General features: G+C 55.0%; 14 protein-coding genes and 4 tRNA genes. All 18 read right to left on the bottom strand.

Going from position 1 to position 15721, the window contains the following annotated elements:
- Positions 1-18: 18 nt before the first annotated feature.
- A tRNA-Pro gene (locus ACQE3Z_RS19700) sits at positions 19-95 on the bottom strand.
- A 31-nt stretch (positions 96-126) separates the two neighbouring features.
- Positions 127-213 (bottom strand) — tRNA-Leu (locus ACQE3Z_RS19695).
- Between the two features lie 16 nt (positions 214-229).
- Positions 230-305, bottom strand: a tRNA-His gene (locus tag ACQE3Z_RS19690).
- A gap of 59 nt (positions 306-364) precedes the next feature.
- Positions 365-441, bottom strand: a tRNA-Arg gene (locus tag ACQE3Z_RS19685).
- Positions 442-619: 178 nt separating this feature from the next.
- On the bottom strand, positions 620-1360 hold the full coding sequence (wecG, locus tag ACQE3Z_RS19680) for a lipopolysaccharide N-acetylmannosaminouronosyltransferase (RefSeq protein WP_426975124.1): 741 nt from the start codon (positions 1358-1360) through the stop codon (positions 620-622).
- 1 nt (position 1361) lies between these two features.
- Positions 1362-2738: an ECA oligosaccharide polymerase gene (gene wzyE, locus ACQE3Z_RS19675; protein WP_426975084.1), complete on the bottom strand. Its 1377-nt coding sequence runs from the start codon at positions 2736-2738 to the stop codon at positions 1362-1364.
- On the bottom strand, positions 2735-3808 hold the full coding sequence (locus ACQE3Z_RS19670) for a TDP-N-acetylfucosamine:lipid II N-acetylfucosaminyltransferase (RefSeq protein WP_426975083.1): 1074 nt from the start codon (positions 3806-3808) through the stop codon (positions 2735-2737). The genes wzyE and ACQE3Z_RS19670 overlap by 4 nt, the downstream gene beginning before the upstream one ends.
- Entirely contained in the window at positions 3805-5055 is a 1251-nt protein-coding gene (gene wzxE, locus ACQE3Z_RS19665; protein ID WP_426975082.1) for a lipid III flippase WzxE, read from the bottom strand. The genes ACQE3Z_RS19670 and wzxE overlap by 4 nt, the downstream gene beginning before the upstream one ends.
- Position 5056: 1 nt before the next feature.
- On the bottom strand, positions 5057-6187 hold the full coding sequence (gene rffA / locus ACQE3Z_RS19660) for a dTDP-4-amino-4,6-dideoxygalactose transaminase (protein ID WP_426975081.1): 1131 nt from the start codon (positions 6185-6187) through the stop codon (positions 5057-5059).
- Between the two features lie 4 nt (positions 6188-6191).
- The gene (gene rffC, locus ACQE3Z_RS19655; protein WP_426975080.1) at positions 6192-6884 is read right to left on the bottom strand and encodes a dTDP-4-amino-4,6-dideoxy-D-galactose acyltransferase; all 693 of its coding nucleotides are present in this window, start codon (positions 6882-6884) and stop codon (positions 6192-6194) included.
- Entirely contained in the window at positions 6862-7743 is an 882-nt protein-coding gene (gene rfbA, locus ACQE3Z_RS19650; protein WP_426975079.1) for a glucose-1-phosphate thymidylyltransferase RfbA, read from the bottom strand. Before rfbA ends, rffC begins: the two co-directional genes overlap by 23 nt.
- 11 nt (positions 7744-7754) lie before the next feature.
- On the bottom strand, positions 7755-8828 hold the full coding sequence (gene rfbB / locus ACQE3Z_RS19645; protein WP_426975078.1) for a dTDP-glucose 4,6-dehydratase: 1074 nt from the start codon (positions 8826-8828) through the stop codon (positions 7755-7757).
- Positions 8825-10087, bottom strand: coding sequence for a UDP-N-acetyl-D-mannosamine dehydrogenase (wecC, locus tag ACQE3Z_RS19640; protein WP_426975077.1), 1263 nt, complete (start codon positions 10085-10087; stop codon positions 8825-8827). Before wecC ends, rfbB begins: the two co-directional genes overlap by 4 nt.
- Positions 10084-11214 (bottom strand): non-hydrolyzing UDP-N-acetylglucosamine 2-epimerase, encoded by a 1131-nt coding sequence (gene wecB, locus ACQE3Z_RS19635; RefSeq protein WP_426975076.1) that lies wholly within the window; start codon positions 11212-11214, stop codon positions 10084-10086. Before wecB ends, wecC begins: the two co-directional genes overlap by 4 nt.
- 57 nt (positions 11215-11271) lie before the next feature.
- The gene (wzzE, locus tag ACQE3Z_RS19630; RefSeq protein ID WP_426975075.1) at positions 11272-12303 is read right to left on the bottom strand and encodes an ECA polysaccharide chain length modulation protein; all 1032 of its coding nucleotides are present in this window, start codon (positions 12301-12303) and stop codon (positions 11272-11274) included.
- 28 nt (positions 12304-12331) lie between these two features.
- Complete coding sequence (wecA, locus tag ACQE3Z_RS19625; RefSeq protein ID WP_426975123.1) at positions 12332-13414, bottom strand: UDP-N-acetylglucosamine--undecaprenyl-phosphate N-acetylglucosaminephosphotransferase; 1083 nt, start codon at positions 13412-13414, stop codon at positions 12332-12334.
- Positions 13415-13702: 288 nt separating this feature from the next.
- Positions 13703-14962: a transcription termination factor Rho gene (gene rho / locus ACQE3Z_RS19620; protein ID WP_038628983.1), complete on the bottom strand. Its 1260-nt coding sequence runs from the start codon at positions 14960-14962 to the stop codon at positions 13703-13705.
- Between the two features lie 339 nt (positions 14963-15301).
- Positions 15302-15634, bottom strand: a complete 333-nt coding sequence (gene trxA, locus ACQE3Z_RS19615; RefSeq protein WP_085069436.1) for a thioredoxin TrxA — start codon at positions 15632-15634, stop codon at positions 15302-15304.
- Positions 15635-15721 lie beyond the last annotated feature (87 nt).

The following is a 15721-nucleotide window of genomic DNA, read 5'->3' as shown; positions in this document are numbered from 1 at the left end:
ATAAGCAGGTTAATAAGATGGTCGGCGAGAGAGGATTCGAACCTCCGACCCACTGGTCCCAAACCAGTTGCGCTACCAAGCTGCGCTACTCGCCGACATAATGCTCTTATCTTACTTTCTTTTGCCTGGTGCGAAGAGAGGGACTTGAACCCTCACGTCCGTTAAGACACTAACACCTGAAGCTAGCGCGTCTACCAATTCCGCCACCTTCGCATGTTCCAGCAAAAGTTGGGGTGGCTAATGGGACTCGAACCCACGACAACTGGAATCACAATCCAGGGCTCTACCAACTGAGCTATAGCCACCATTACTTCTTACTACTAACGCGGTAAATGTTACCACCGCAGCTCTTGCGCCCGATTAATGGCGCGCCCGACAGGATTCGAACCTGAGACCTCTGCCTCCGGAGGGCAGCGCTCTATCCAGCTGAGCTACGGGCGCGTAGCGCCGTTGCGGATGGGGATACTACGGATTTGCACCCAAGCTGTCCAGTGCTTTTTTAATAAAAAAACGCGTTTGATTACGCTTTGTGCATTCCGTCTAAACAAACGCCAGTTCAGGTCGGCAAACGAATAAAAACCCCTCATTTAGCCGTTTGCCGCCCTGAAATAGCCGATCTTTATAACTGACCGCGATAGTAATAACGCAGGAATTTTATCAGACGCAGCTGACGACGCAGACGGCTGGGCTGGCTTAACAAGCGATAAAGCCATTCCAGCCCCAAACGCTGCCAGATAACCGGCGCGCGCTTCACATGTCCGGTAAAGACATCATAAGTGCCGCCTACGCCCATATAGAGCGCCTGCGGACAAACCTTTCGACACGCCTGCATCAGCAGTTCCTGCTTCGGTGACCCCATTGCCACCGTAACGATCTGCGCCCCGCTCTGTGCTACGCGTTTAAAAAGCGCTTCGCTGTCGTCTGCACTGAAATAGCCGTGCTGGGTGCCCACAATATTAACCTGCCACTGCTGGCGCAGCTTCGCTACCGTCTCTTCCATTACCTGCGGCTTGCCGCCGATCAGAAAGACCGGAATGCCTTGCTGCCCGGCACGCGCCATCAGCGCTTCCCACAAATCGGCCCCGGCGATGCGCGTAACCTGCGCCTGCGGATACTTTTTGCGGATCGCGCGCACAATGCTAATGCCGTCCGGGTATTTGATCTCCGCTGCATCAATCAGCTGACGCAGCGCCGGGTTTTCCTCATAGGCCAGCACCTTTTCCGCATTAATGGCGACCAGGGTGCCGCTACGTGCCTTGCCATCCGGGCAAAGATAGTCCAGGCATTCAGCCATGCCGGAAAAAGCGTGCAGCCTGATGCCACGAATCTGGTATTGGGGCGCCTTCGGCGTGACATCCATTTTAATAATCCTCACATCTTTCCGGCGTCGCGGCAGGCGTTTCCGCCAATATGCCAGCGCGTCGACGCGGACGAATCAAACCGGCGCTGTCCAGCAGCCAGAAAAGTAACTTAGCTATCATCACGCAGGCGGCAAAAATCAGGCAGAAGAAAACCACGCGGCTGACGAAGGCGTCCAGCCCTTCACGTGCCAGCACAATCATGTTGAACACCGCACCGAAACAGAAGCTTTGCAAGATTGCAGAGGTATAGCGGTTAGCGTGTTGTTTGCCTCCTTCATAAAGCCAGTCGAACCACTTAATAATCAGGCCCACCGCAACCGCGCCCACCGGAATAGCGGCTACGCCACCCATTACGATCAACGATCCCAACAAAGTGGGAGAGATCGCCAGACCTGAGTGGTTGTTCAGCACTTCCCAGGTGAAGTAGTTCGCGCTGTTCAGCACCAGTGAAGGTCGGCTCGGCCACAGCCAGCCGGGAATATAGACATAGAAATCACGAACAATCGGCGCCAGCCCCTGAAAGTGAATGTTGTCGTAGTTTTGTAACAGCAGCGCCAGGTTTTCCCACGGCGAGAAAGTGTCACGCGTCAGATAAAGAAATGTGTACAGCGCCTCGGCGCCGCTGACGTCAAGGTTATAGCGCCGCAGCGCCAGCCAGAACATCCCTACAATACCGAATGCGCCGGCGGCCGCCAGCATCCACAACGTGATCCAGCCGCGAATAATGCCGATGAACAAAAACAGGGCAAACGCAATAATGATGTTGGCGCGCGTGCCGCCAACAATGGCATAGGTCAGCAGGCCAAAGGCAACGGTGCTGGCAAGGAAAAATAGCCAGGCGCGTCGTCCTGGCTTCAGGAAGTAAACCACCAGCATTGCCGGAATAAAGAAATAGAAGAAGCGCTTGAGCGCCACGCTGGACACTTCACTGGAAAATATCTCGCTGTATGCATGCAGGCGAAACAGCAGAAAACCGTTACGCATAAAGAATATCGCCACGGTTACCAGCGCCAGCAGCGCCAGAATGCCCCAAATCAGATGCGCCTCTACCCGATTCACACTCAACAAGCTGCGCCCGCTATCAGTCCGTCGCGCCCGCAGACGCGTTTTATAGCTGACATAATAAATGGCGTAAAAACTGCCGGCCGCCAGCAACGCCTGCAATAAGAACGTCGGCGGTACTACCGTGACATCAAACCGGAAGACCAGCAAACTGGTTAAGGGAAAGCCGAAATAGAAGGTCAGCAAAAACAGTAGCGAGAAAAAGACGTTAAAGTTAAAGCGTACCCGCCGGAATTCGCGCCATGTCAGGGTCAGAATAAAGCCCAGCGACACCAGCCAGACCAGCAACAGGCCACCAAACTGCGCGAGACTCATTGCGCTCCTCCTTCTGCCAGCGTGAGCGCCTGCTTCCAGCCGCTAACAAAGGCTGGATCAAAGAAGGCGATGCCGGTTTTATCTATGCCAGAAAGCTGCTGACGAGCCTGAGCAACAATGTCCAGACTCAGCGCATCAGTATCAAACAATACGGGAAGCTGTTGCTCCACCATATCCTGCCAGAACGGGTTTTTCCGATTCAGTACCACCGGCACGTTGGCCTGCATCAGCAGACAAAGCGTCCCTATGCCCTGCTGACGCTCAAAAACAAAATAGCCCAGGTCGCAGTCGGCGATCAGTTGCAGATAGTCGTCAAACGCCATTTTATCGGTCAACAACGCCACCTGCCCATGGGGAAACAGATCGCGTGCAGCAGCGCTTACCTGATCGATATAAGCCTGATTATTGGGCGGATAACCGAGCGGCACTATCACCCTGACCTGTTCGCCAAACTGTTGCCGGATAGTCTGTAGCGCCGGAATGTGGCGATTGCTGGGATCGCCGGAGTTACCTAACAGCAGCGTAAAGGTTTTATCCTGACGCTGACGCGCTGGCATCGCCTGATGCATACGCGTAGGGAAATAGAGCAGCGAAGCTGGCACGCGCCGATGGCGCTGCTGATAATGGCTAATATCACCCCGGGTAGCGAACAGGTGCGCGACTCGTCCCTGCGCCAGTCGACGCAGCTGATAAAACAGACTGAACTTCAGGCTGCGTGACTCTTCATACAGATCCGCCCCCCAGACATGCCAGTAAACCTGATTGCGCCGCAGACTGCCGCTCAGTAATGCCAGCCACAGCCAGGGATTAAACTGCCCGTGCAGGAAAAAGTGGGTTTGCCGATCGCGCGCGCGTTGTAGCACCGCCTGGGCCAGCGCTTTTTTACTGGCAAAAATTTGCACCTGCAATGCCGGCCAGGCGGCGGCCAGCGTCATATCCTGGCTGACGACCATAAAGGTGCGCGGCGTGCGGCACGGCTGCGCTTCCCGCATTACATCATTAAAAAAACGCAGGATAGTCTGGTTATGATGCGGAATATCCGAACCCAGTACATGAATCAATGTCGTCATACTCTTCGGCGATAAATCAAAAAAGCGCATAAACAGAGCGCAAAATAGACAATATAGGTAGCCATATACGCCTGCGCGGCGCCGATGGCACCATAAGACGGTATTAACCAGCGCGAAAAAGCGGTCAGCAAAACAAACTGGCTAAGCTCGGCGGCAATATAAAAACGCAGCGAGGCTTTCGCAATCACCAAATAGCCGAAAACGTAAGCTCCAACCTTCAGCACATCGCCAATAAGCTGCCAGATAAAAAGGTCGCGCATGCCGGTGAACTGGCTGGAAAACAGCAGCCAGATCGCTACATCGCGCAGCAGCCAGACGCAAAAACCTACGGCAGCCACCGCTGGTAGCACAAAACGCAGCGTGCGGAAAATCTCGCGTGAGATTTCCGCTTTTGTATTCAGGCGTGAGAGCGTCGGCAGTAGCCAAACGCTAAAGGTGGCGGTAATAAACTGCAGCCAGGCATCGGATATGGTGGTAACGCCCTGCCATAGCCCGACTTCTTCCCAGCTATAGCGCGCTGCCAGCAGGTTACGCATCATCATCCAGGCAATAGGAAGCGTAGCGGACGTAATAAGCGCCATCAGCGTAAACTTAGCCAGCTGACGCGCCAACTCACTCCGCCAGCGCGGTGCCAGCGCGCGCAGCGGCAGGTGGTCGCGCTTTATCAGCAGCAGCAGCGCCGGAATGGCGATCAGCGCCGGCACCAGCGCCAGCCCAACCAGTGCGCCGCTATAGCCGCCCAGCCAGTAACAGATGACATAACCGATTACGCCGATGAGGCTGCCTGCCATCAGCGACAGCGCATTGCCCATCGCATCGCGGAACCCTTTCATGATTGCCAGCGCCAGATTGGCCCAGGCGATACCCATCTGCAAAAATGCCACGATGCGAATCACCTGCTGATAACGATCGTGACCAAACAGCAGCTGGCTAATGGGCGCGGCAGCCAGCAGAAAAATCACCGCCAACAGCGTGGAAAAGCCCAGCACCATGGTGACGGCAGTGCCGGTAACGGCGGCCAATTGCTGCGGCTGCTGTTGATACTGCGCGACATACTTAGTGACGCCATTAAAGATACCGGCACCCGCCAGCACGCCCAGCACGGTGATCAGCTGGCGGAAGTTGCCCGCCTGCCCTACTCCTTCCGGCCCAAAGCTGACTGCCAGCAGCTTTACCACCAGCAAGCCGGCAGCAATTTTTACCAGCGTGGACGCTGCGGTCCACACCGAGGCTTTAGCTAATGACATATCAGGAGAAGAAACTCAGCAGAGAGTTGATAACGGTGCTTTGATTGTTATCTGACAGGTTATAGAACAGCGGCAGACGCAGCAGGCGTTCGCTTTCAACGGTGGTATAGCGATCCTCGCCCGCAAAGCGGCCAAACTGCTCTCCCGCAGGCGAGCTATGCAGCGGAATGTAATGAAAGACCGCCAGGATCTCCGCCTCTTTTAGCCAGTTAATCAGCGCCGCCCGATCGTCCGCATCGCGCAGTTTAATGTAAAACATATGGGCATTGTGTTGGCAATCTAAAGGGATGCCCGGCAGTTCAATACGGCCCCGAGCCGCAACCGGCTTCAGGGCATCATGATAACGCTGCCAGAGATGCAGCCGTTGCTGATTAATCCGCGTTGCCGCTTCCAGTTGCGCCCACAGATAGGCTGCCTGCAGATCGGACATAAGATAGCTGGAGCCGATATCGCGCCAGGTATATTTATCCACCTGCCCACGGAAAAACTGGCTCCGGTTAGTGCCTTTCTCACGAATGATTTCTGCCCGTTCCACCAGCGCGCTGTCATTGATCAGCGTGGCGCCGCCTTCACCGCCCGCGGTGTAGTTTTTCGTTTCGTGAAAGCTGAAACAGCCGATGTGGCCGATGCTGCCCAGCGCCCGCCCTTTGTATGTAGACATGACGCCCTGCGCCGCGTCCTCAATCACATACAGTTGGTACTTGCGCGCCAGCGCCATAATCACGTCCATGTCACAGGGAACGCCTGCATAGTGAACCGGCACAATAGCCCGCGTTTTTTCAGTGATGGCCGCTTCGATACGGGTTTCATCAATGTTCAGCGTATCAGGACGCACATCCACAAACACAATCTTCGCGCCGCGCAGCACAAACGCATTGGCGGTAGAAACAAAAGTGTAGCTCGGCATAATCACTTCATCACCGGGCTGAATATTGATCAGCAACGCGGCCATTTCCAGCGATGCGGTGCAGGAGGGCGTCAGCAGAACCTTTTTGCTGCCGAAACGCTGCTCCATCCACTGCTGACAGCGACGCGTAAAGCCGCCGTCGCCGCACAGCTTGCCGCTACTCATGGCGGATTGCATATATTCAACTTCGGTTCCCACCACCGGTGGCGCATTAAATGGAATCATGACGTTACCTGTATAACCAGTAAGCAGTGCTCTCAAGAGAGGCACCACAACGAAGATAGAGCCGCATTGCGGCCAGATTGCTGAGCTGCGTCGCAACACGCAATTTGTTACGCCGCCGCGCCCGGCACCAGTCAAGCGCCGCCAGCATCAGCCGGGTCCCAACGCCCTGGCCCTGCGCTGTCGGCAGGGTCGCCAGCAGGCCGATACGCGCCTCATCAACGCCCAGCTCGCGCAGCGAAACGAAGCCCTGCAGCTTGCCCTGTTCATCATGCGCGATCAGACACTGGTTATCGAACGTGCCGCGTACTGCGTTTTCGATCCATTGCGCATAAAAGCGGGCGCTGTCGTGCGGCTGATACCAGGGCGCGCGAAAGCGGCTGTAAGCGAAAGCGGCGCCAGCGGCGGTACGCAATGCCGGAATATGTTCCGGTCGCGCGATACGTATACCGGATTGACGCTCCCCGGCGGTGACGGCAAGCAGTAGATCCGCCTCTCCTTCCACCAGGTGGAACCCCAGCTGCTGTAGCGTATCCAGCTGTGCGGTCTGCTGGCTGTCGACTTTTGCCTGCACCACATCAAACGCGTCGAGCTGCGCCAAATCGAGCGTGGCGGAGGCATCCCATGCCAGTTGAGCGCTGTTGTGTTGGAAAAAGGCGTTTTCCCAGTCGAGCGTTTTAATACTGGCGTGGACGCGCATGTAAGATATCCAGTAGATACTGACCGTAGCCGGTTTTTTGCAGCGCCTGAGCCGCACGGCGCAGGCCACCATCATCCAGCCAGCCGTTGCGCCAGGCGATCTCCTCCAGACAGGCGATTTTAAAGCCCTGCCGTTTTTCAACCGTTTGCACAAAGGTGCTGGCTTCAATCAGGCTGTCATGCGTACCGGTATCCAGCCAGGCAAAGCCACGGCCCAGCAGTTCAACGCTGAGTTCGCCCTGTTCCAGATAACGCTGGTTAATAGAGGTGATTTCCAGCTCGCCGCGTGACGAAGGCTTAACCTGGCGTGCGAACTCCACGACCTGGCTATCGTAAAAATAAAGCCCGGTAATCGCCCAGTTAGATCGGGGTTTAACGGGTTTCTCTTCCAGTGAAATCGCGCGGAAATCGTCGTCAAACTCCACCACGCCAAAGCGCTCGGGATCCATAACCTGATAGCCAAAAACTGTCGCGCCCTGACTACGCGCCGCCACTTTTTTCAATTTGGGACTGAAGCCCTGACCGAACCAGATATTATCGCCCAGCGCCAGACAGCTCGGCTCGCCGTTAAGAAACGTTTCGCCAATAATAAAAGCCTGCGCCAGGCCATCCGGGCTGGGCTGGGCCGCATACGCCAGCCGGATGCCGAATTCGCTGCCGTCGCCCAACAGGCGCTGGAAGTGCGGCATATCATCCGGCGTGGTAATAATCAGAATTTCGCGGATGCCTGCCAGCATTAATACTGACAGGGGATAGTAAATCATCGGCTTGTCATAGATGGGCAGCAGCTGTTTCGAGATCCCTCGCGTGATAGGATGCAACCGCGTACCGGATCCACCGGCCAGAATAATGCCTTTCATGGTGATTCGCCTCAGTGAGGGGAAGAAAGCCCGAGCCGCTCGCCCTGATAGCTGCCATCAAGAATGCTGCGCCACCAGTTCTCATGACTCAAATACCACTGCACCGTTTTACGCAGGCCGCTTTCAAACGTCTCCTGCGGACGCCAGCCCAGCTCGCGCTCGATTTTTCCGGCATCAATCGCGTAGCGCTGATCATGACCAGGGCGGTCGGTAACAAAGGTAATCAGATCGCGGAAGTGCGCAATGCCCGCCGGTTTGGTCGGCGCCAGCTCTTCCAGCAGGTCGCAAAGCGTATTTACAACGTCGATATTACGCTGTTCGTTATGACCGCCAATATTATAGGTTTCTCCGGCCTGGCCAGTGCTCACTACGGTTACCAGCGCGCGCGCATGATCTTCCACATACAGCCAGTCGCGAATTTGTCCGCCATCGCCATAAACCGGCAGCGGTTTGCCTGCCAGCGCATTGATAATCATCAGCGGAATAAGCTTTTCGGGAAAATGGTAAGGACCATAGTTATTAGAACAGTTGGTCACGATAACCGGCAGGCCGTAGGTGCGCATCCAGGCACGAACCAGGTGATCGCTGCTGGCTTTACTGGCGGAGTAAGGACTGCTGGGCGCGTAAGGCGTGGTTTCGGTAAAGAAGTCATCGCTGCCATGCAGATCGCCAAACACTTCATCGGTGGAAATATGATGGAAAACAAACGCCGCCTGCTTTTCAGCTGACAGGCCGCGCCAGTAATGACGCGCCGCTTCCAGCAGCTGCCAGGTGCCGACAATATTGGTTTCAATAAATGGCCAGGAGCTGTCGATAGAGCGATCAACGTGGCTTTCCGCCGCCAGATGCATAATGCAGTCGGGCTGATAGCGTGTCAGCAGGCGATCCAGCGCGGCGCGATCGCAAATATCGACGTGCTCAAAAGCAAAGCGATCGCTATCCGCAACCGGAGCCAACGAAGAGAGATTGCCGGCGTAGGTCAGCTTATCGACCACCGCCACCCGGTGTCCGGTATGCTGGATAAGATGGCGAACCACCGCCGAACCGATAAAGCCTGCGCCGCCGGTAACCAGAAATTGCTTCATCGCCACACTCCTTTCGTGTCCACTACCCAGCGCTGGGTGACCTGCTCGCCGCTTACCGCTTTAAAAACGTGGTGATCAACCAGCATCACCAGAACATCCGCCTGCGTGAGCGCCTGCTCCAGCGTTACCAGTGTCGCTTCATCAGCCAGCGCCGCCGGGATCTGCTGCACATTAGGCTCCACCACCCAGGTCGTGCCGCTATGCCAGGAGGCGACCAGATGCGCAACCTCCATCGCTGGGCTTTCCCGTAAATCGTCAATGTTAGGTTTAAAGGCCAGGCCAAAGCAGGCAATGGTTAATTCGCTGGCGCGCTTGCCGCTCTCGCTCAGGCAGTCGGCAACCGCTGCTTTCACTTGATCCAGCACCCAGTGCGGCTTGGCGTCGTTTACTTCACGCGCGGTGCGGATAAGACGCGCCAGCTCTGGATTCTGCGCGACGATAAACCAGGGATCGACTGCAATACAGTGGCCGCCGACGCCCGGCCCCGGCTGCAGAATATTGACGCGCGGGTGACGGTTGGCCAGCGCTATCAGTTCCCACACGTTGATGTCCTGCTGCGCGCAAATCAGCGACAATTCGTTGGCAAAAGCGATATTAACGTCACGGAAGCTGTTTTCGGTCAGCTTGCACATCTCAGCGGTGCGGGCATTGGTGACTACGCATTCGCCCTCAAGGAAAATGCGGTACAGCTCGCTGGCGCGCTCAGAGCAGGCTGGCGTCATGCCGCCGATCACGCGATCGTTTTTAATCAGCTCAACCATTACCTGACCGGGCAGCACCCGCTCAGGACAGTAGGCGATGTGAATATCGGGGCTATCCGGCTGCTGCTGTGGAAACGATAAGTCAGGACGCGCTTCAGCCAGCCAGTCTGCCATCTGTTCCGTCGCGCCGACCGGCGAGGTGGATTCCAGGATCACTAAATCGCCCGGCTTTAACACCGGCGCAAGCGACAGCGCGGCTGCCTGAACATAGGTCATATCAGGCTGATGGTCGCCTTTAAACGGCGTGGGAACAGCGATCAAAAACGCATCGGCCGCCACCGGCTGCGTGGCGGCACGAAGAAACCCCTGCTGTACGGCCTGCTTAACTACCGTATCCAGATCCGGTTCGACGATATGAATTTCGCCACGGTTTATGGTCTCAACGGCGTGCGCATTGATATCAATTCCCACAACATGCTGCTGGCGCGATGCAAACGCGGCGGCGGTAGGCAGCCCGATGTAACCCAGGCCAATAACCGAAATCGTTCTAAAACTCATAATGTTACTCTGTGATTTTTTAACGCCTGCAGAATGCGGGCACAGGCATGGCCATCGCCATACGGATTATGCGCATGGCTCATCGCCTGCCAGGCTTCTTCATGGGTGAGCAGATGGGTAACCTCTGCCACAATCTTCTCTTCGCGGGTTCCAACCAGGCGCACCGTTCCGGCCTCAATCGCCTCGGGACGCTCCGTGGTTTCGCGCATGACCAGAACCGGTTTACCCAGCGAAGGCGCTTCTTCCTGAATGCCGCCGGAGTCGGTCAGAATGAGCCAGGCCCGATTCATCAGCCAGACAAAGGGCAAATACTCCTGCGGCTCAATAAGAATAATATTGTCGATGCCGCTCAGGATACGTTTAACGGGCTCGCTGACGTTGGGGTTCAGGTGCACCGGGTAAACTATCTGGATATCAGGATGCTGACGCGCCAGCGTCGCCAGCGCGCTGCAAATGCGCTCAAAACCGTCGCCAAAGCTTTCACGGCGGTGCCCGGTAACCAGAATCAACTTTTTCGCCGCATCAAGAAAAGGATAACGCGCGGCCAGGCTCTCGTGGTGCTGGCGATCGGAGAGAATGCGATCGCGCACCCAGAACAGCGCATCAATAACCGTATTACCGGTAACAAATATCTGCTTATCCGACAGGTTTTCCCGCAACAGGTTCTGCCGGGAGTATTCAGTAGGGGTAAAGTGCCACGTAGCCAGATGGCCGGTCAGTTTACGGTTCGCTTCCTCAGGCCATGGCGAATAGAGATCGCCGGTGCGCAGCCCGGCCTCAACGTGCCCCACCGGGATGCGATGATAAAAAGCGGCCAGGCTGGCTGCCAGCGTTGTGGTGGTATCGCCATGCACCAGCACGACATCAGGACGGAAAGAGGCAAATACGCCTTTTAGCCCCTCCAGTATCCGGCTGGTGATTTCCGTGAGTCCCTGCTCCGGACGCATAATATCCAGATCATAGTCTGGCTTTAGCGTGAAAAGGCGCAGAACCTGATCGAGCATCTCGCGATGCTGGGCCGTCACACACAGGCGGGCATCAAATGCGGCATCGTTCGCCAGCGCATGCACCAGCGGAGCCATTTTGATAGCTTCCGGCCTCGTGCCAAAAACGGTAAGTACTTTCACTGTTTTTCTCTTCGTTCGTTAGCCGTGTCAGTCACAGCGACACCTGCAACGCGCGTATCAGGCACGAGGACGGCGAATAAGGGCAACGCCTGCACCCACCAACGCGCCAATGGCGCCCCACATAATCATGACCAACGTCCGGCGCGGGCTGTCGCGCTTCACCGGCTCTTCCGGGGTGCGCAAATAGCGGTAGGTCTGAAACTTCTGCTCAAGCGTAGGCCCAACGTTCAACGTATCGAGCATGGCCCGATTTTGATCATAGTCCAGATCGTATGTCGGCCCATTCGCCTGCAGGTTTTCCAGGCGCGCCTGCAGCATCGGCCTGCCAAGCAAAAAGAGTTCTGAATCGGGCAGCTGCTCCGATGGCGTACTGGTTTTTGCCTGGTCGATCCCCTGCTGTTGCGCAATTTTTAGCGCCTGCTCTACGCTGCGTAGCTGCCGTTGATACACCGCATTGGCCACCTTTTCCTGACGTTTGACCTGCGCTTTCAGTTGAACGGTACGCGCCGCCCAGGCCGCCGTCAGTTCCTGATTTAAATGACGCGCCGCGCGTTCGCTGGCGAAAGCAACATACTGACGCAGCAGATTGTTGGCATCTACTGCGGTTTCCGCTACCAGCCTGACGCTATCGCTCAGGTTTTTCGCGCTGTCCGCCGGGCTGAACTGAATATTGCTGACCATTTCGTCCAGCAGCGCGGCATCTTTATGGACGTTGCCGCTTTTGCGGTGCTTATAGTAGTCAGTTTGTAACCAGAATTCGCGCCGCGTGTCCCATGAAGAGAGTTGCATAAGAAATTCCTGGTAGGCATCGTCCATTACCGAGGGCTGCGGTACCGTCAGCGCGGTGGCGCCATTACGGTTATCCAGGTTGCGTAAGAATTGCTGCTGCGAATAGTAGCCGCCAATCATATTTACCGTGGGACGATCGGTGATTGCCGTGGTGCTCCACTCCTGTTTAACCAGCAGAGACCAGATAAACGCCAGTAGCATGCCCAACAGCGCCAGCCCGATAATCCAACGTTTGCCGCGCCACAGCGCGCAAAACAGGCCACGAATATCCAATTCGTTATCCACGAAGTCAGAGGTCATATGCAGGGTATCCTTGTCCAGAGGGCGCTTAGCCCGGGTGCTTATTTTTATTAGCGCGACGCAGGCGGCGCTTGAGACGTTTGATCATGCGGGCAACGCGCCAGGCGCGCTTGATGCAGTAGCCGTAGAGGACGAAAGCAAACAGAAAAAGCAGCAGCATCACCCACTCAGGAATAAACGCCAGATACTCACCCAATACGCCCACAGCAGCCAGTAGCGCAGCGGCAAGCGTGATCAGCACAAACGCCTGTCGTGAAGTAAACCCGGCGCGCATGATCAAATGATGAATATGCTGACGATCGGCAGAGAAAGGACTCATTCCTTTACGCAGTCGGCGATACATGATCGCCACCATATCCATCAGCGGAATGGCAATCAGCCACAGCGCCGTAACCGGCGTAATGGGGTGCGTAACGCCCTGGGTGGTTTCCAGCAGGATCCAGATAATGGTAAAGCCAATCAGCGTACTGCCCGCATCGCCCATAAACACTTTATAGCGTTTACCGAAAACGCCCAGATTAAGGAGAATATAGGGAAGCGTGGCGGCAATCATGGCAAAGCACCACATCGCCAGGCTGTGCTGGCCGTCGAAAAAGAGGATGATGCCCATTGCGCCAAAGGTCACGCAGGACAAACCGCCCAGCAGACCATCAATGCCGTCAACCATATTGAAAGCATTGATTGCCGCCCAAACGGCAAACAGCGTCAACACATAGCCAAATGGCCCGACAACCAGTTCCATTGGTCCGATAATATAGCCAAGACTGAGCAAGTAGAGTTTGCCCACCACCATCATCACTATCGCGATAGCAGCCTGTACGACGGCACGAATCTTGACGCTAATGTCAAAACGGTCATCCAGCGCCCCAACTAATACCAGCACACCGGCACAGGCCAGATAGAGTATCGCGTGGGGCAGATAATAATTAGTGATAACAAAAGTAAAGCAGATGCCTGCATAAACGGAGATGCCGCCAACCAGCGGAATCAGTCCCTGATGACGTTTACGATAATTCGGGCGGTCAACCAGGCCGACTTTTTTAGCTGCTTTGCGGGCAAAAAAAATGAATGCCAGTGAAAACAGAAAAATTAGACCAAGCTCGGTACTCATGGTGAGTAAATTCACATTAACAACTCTCAGCTAAGACACCGGGTAAATATAAGCAATAATTATGCCTGCCACCCTGACTGACGTCCTGATAACGCGATTTGGCCGCACGACCGCTGATTATTTAAGCAAAAGCGTCTGCTTTTATTACACTTAGCGACCGGTGACGTCCGACAGTCGCTTTATCCTATAGCCCAAAAATAAAAAACGCCACGTCTGAGCGTGGCGTTACCCGAGTTTTCTTACCGTGCTAAAGAGTCTTGAACTCTCCCTGACGCAACGGCTAAAAAATTATGAACGTTTCATCATGTCGAAGAATTCATCGTTGGTCTTGGTCATGGCCAACTTATTGATGAGGAATTCCATCGCGTCGATTTCGCCCATCGGGTGAATAATCTTGCGCAGGATCCACATCTTCTGCAGCTCTTCCTGGGAAGTGAGCAGTTCTTCTTTACGCGTCCCGGAACGGTTGTAGTCGATAGCCGGGAACACGCGTTTTTCAGCAATTTTACGCGCGAGATGCAGCTCCATGTTACCGGTGCCTTTGAACTCTTCGTAAATCACTTCGTCCATCTTCGAACCGGTGTCTACCAGCGCAGTAGCGATAATGGTCAGGCTGCCGCCCTCTTCCACGTTACGCGCCGCACCAAAGAAGCGTTTCGGACGATGCAGGGCGTTTGCATCCACACCACCGGTCAGAACCTTACCGGAAGCTGGCACGACGGTGTTGTAAGCACGCGCCAGACGCGTGATGGAGTCGAGCAGAATAATAACGTCTTTTTTATGCTCAACCAGGCGCTTGGCCTTTTCGATCACCATTTCGGCAACCTGAACGTGACGAGATGCTGGCTCATCAAAGGTAGAAGCAACCACTTCGCCTTTGACCAGACGCTGCATCTCGGTCACTTCTTCAGGACGTTCGTCAATCAGCAGCACCATCAGCACGCAGTCAGGATGGTTGTAGGCAATGCTCTGCGCGATATTCTGCAGCAGCATGGTTTTACCCGCTTTCGGCGGTGCAACAATCAGACCACGCTGGCCACGGCCAATCGGTGAAGCGAGATCCAGCACGCGTGCGGTCAGGTCTTCTGTTGAGCCGTTACCGCGCTCCATACGTAAACGAGAGTTCGCGTGCAGCGGCGTCAGGTTTTCAAACAGAATCTTACTGCGCGCATTTTCCGGTTTATCGTAGTTGACCTCGTTAACCTTCAGCAGTGCAAAGTAACGCTCGCCCTCTTTCGGCGGACGAATTTTGCCTGAAATGGTATCACCAGTGCGAAGGTTAAAGCGGCGAATTTGGCTGGGGGAAACATAGATGTCGTCAGGACCGGCGAGGTAGGAGCTATCTGCGGAGCGGAGGAAACCAAATCCGTCCTGCAGTATCTCCAGTACGCCATCACCGAAGATATCCTCACCGCTTTTCGCGTGTTGTTTGAGGATAGCAAAAATGATGTCCTGCTTACGCATGCGCGCCAGGTTTTCCAGCCCCATGTTCTCGCCAAGAGTAATCAGCTCTGAAACCGGCGTATTTTTTAGTTCGGTAAGATTCATAATGGTGGGTTCTTAAACTCGGGGTATATCTCGAAAAGGTTGTCGTGAATGGTATGGCAAAAGAAGGTCCATGCCCGTTAATGGCTCCGTTTCCGTGTCTGCTCGATGATCTTATGCGTGAATGCCGATCTGAAAACGAGGAGACGGTTGAAAACAGATGCCGGAAATTGTGATGCTAACCGTCAGATTGTTGAGGCACTGGGAAGATAACGCCAGCGTTCAACAAGGGAAACAAACTACAGGTAAGTTCGTAATGCAGTAGATTTAACTTAGCACGCTTCATGCCGGGCGTCTAGCGGTCTGGCAAAAATTACTCTGACCGCCAGCGCCGGCAATGAATCAGCTCAGGTTCGCGTTCAGGAACTCTTTGAGCTGGCCTTTCGACAGCGCACCAACTTTGGTCGCTGCAACTTCACCATTTTTAAACAGCAGCAGCGTCGGGATGCCGCGAATACCGTATTTCGGCGCCGTTTCCGGGTTCTCATCGATATTCAGTTTGGCAATGGTCAGCTTACCGTCATACTCTTCTGCTACTTCGTCGAGGATCGGGGCGATCATTTTGCACGGACCACACCATTCTGCCCAGAAGTCCACCAGCGTTAAACCTTCGGCTTTCAGCACGTCGGTTTCAAAGCTATTGTCGGTTAGATGAACGATTTTATCGCTGCTCATGTCTTACTCCACAAGATTATGCCTGGCTGGTTGGCGTAAAATCTGCCAACGTAGGTTGACTTTATTTCACCGGATACGCTTTCGTAA

This window comes from Pantoea sp. FN0307 (genome assembly GCF_050113815.1).
GTDB lineage: Bacteria > Pseudomonadota > Gammaproteobacteria > Enterobacterales > Enterobacteriaceae > Mixta > Mixta alhagi.
Note: the sequence above shows the minus strand (reverse complement) of the source record. Positions and strands in the feature narration are given on the sequence as shown.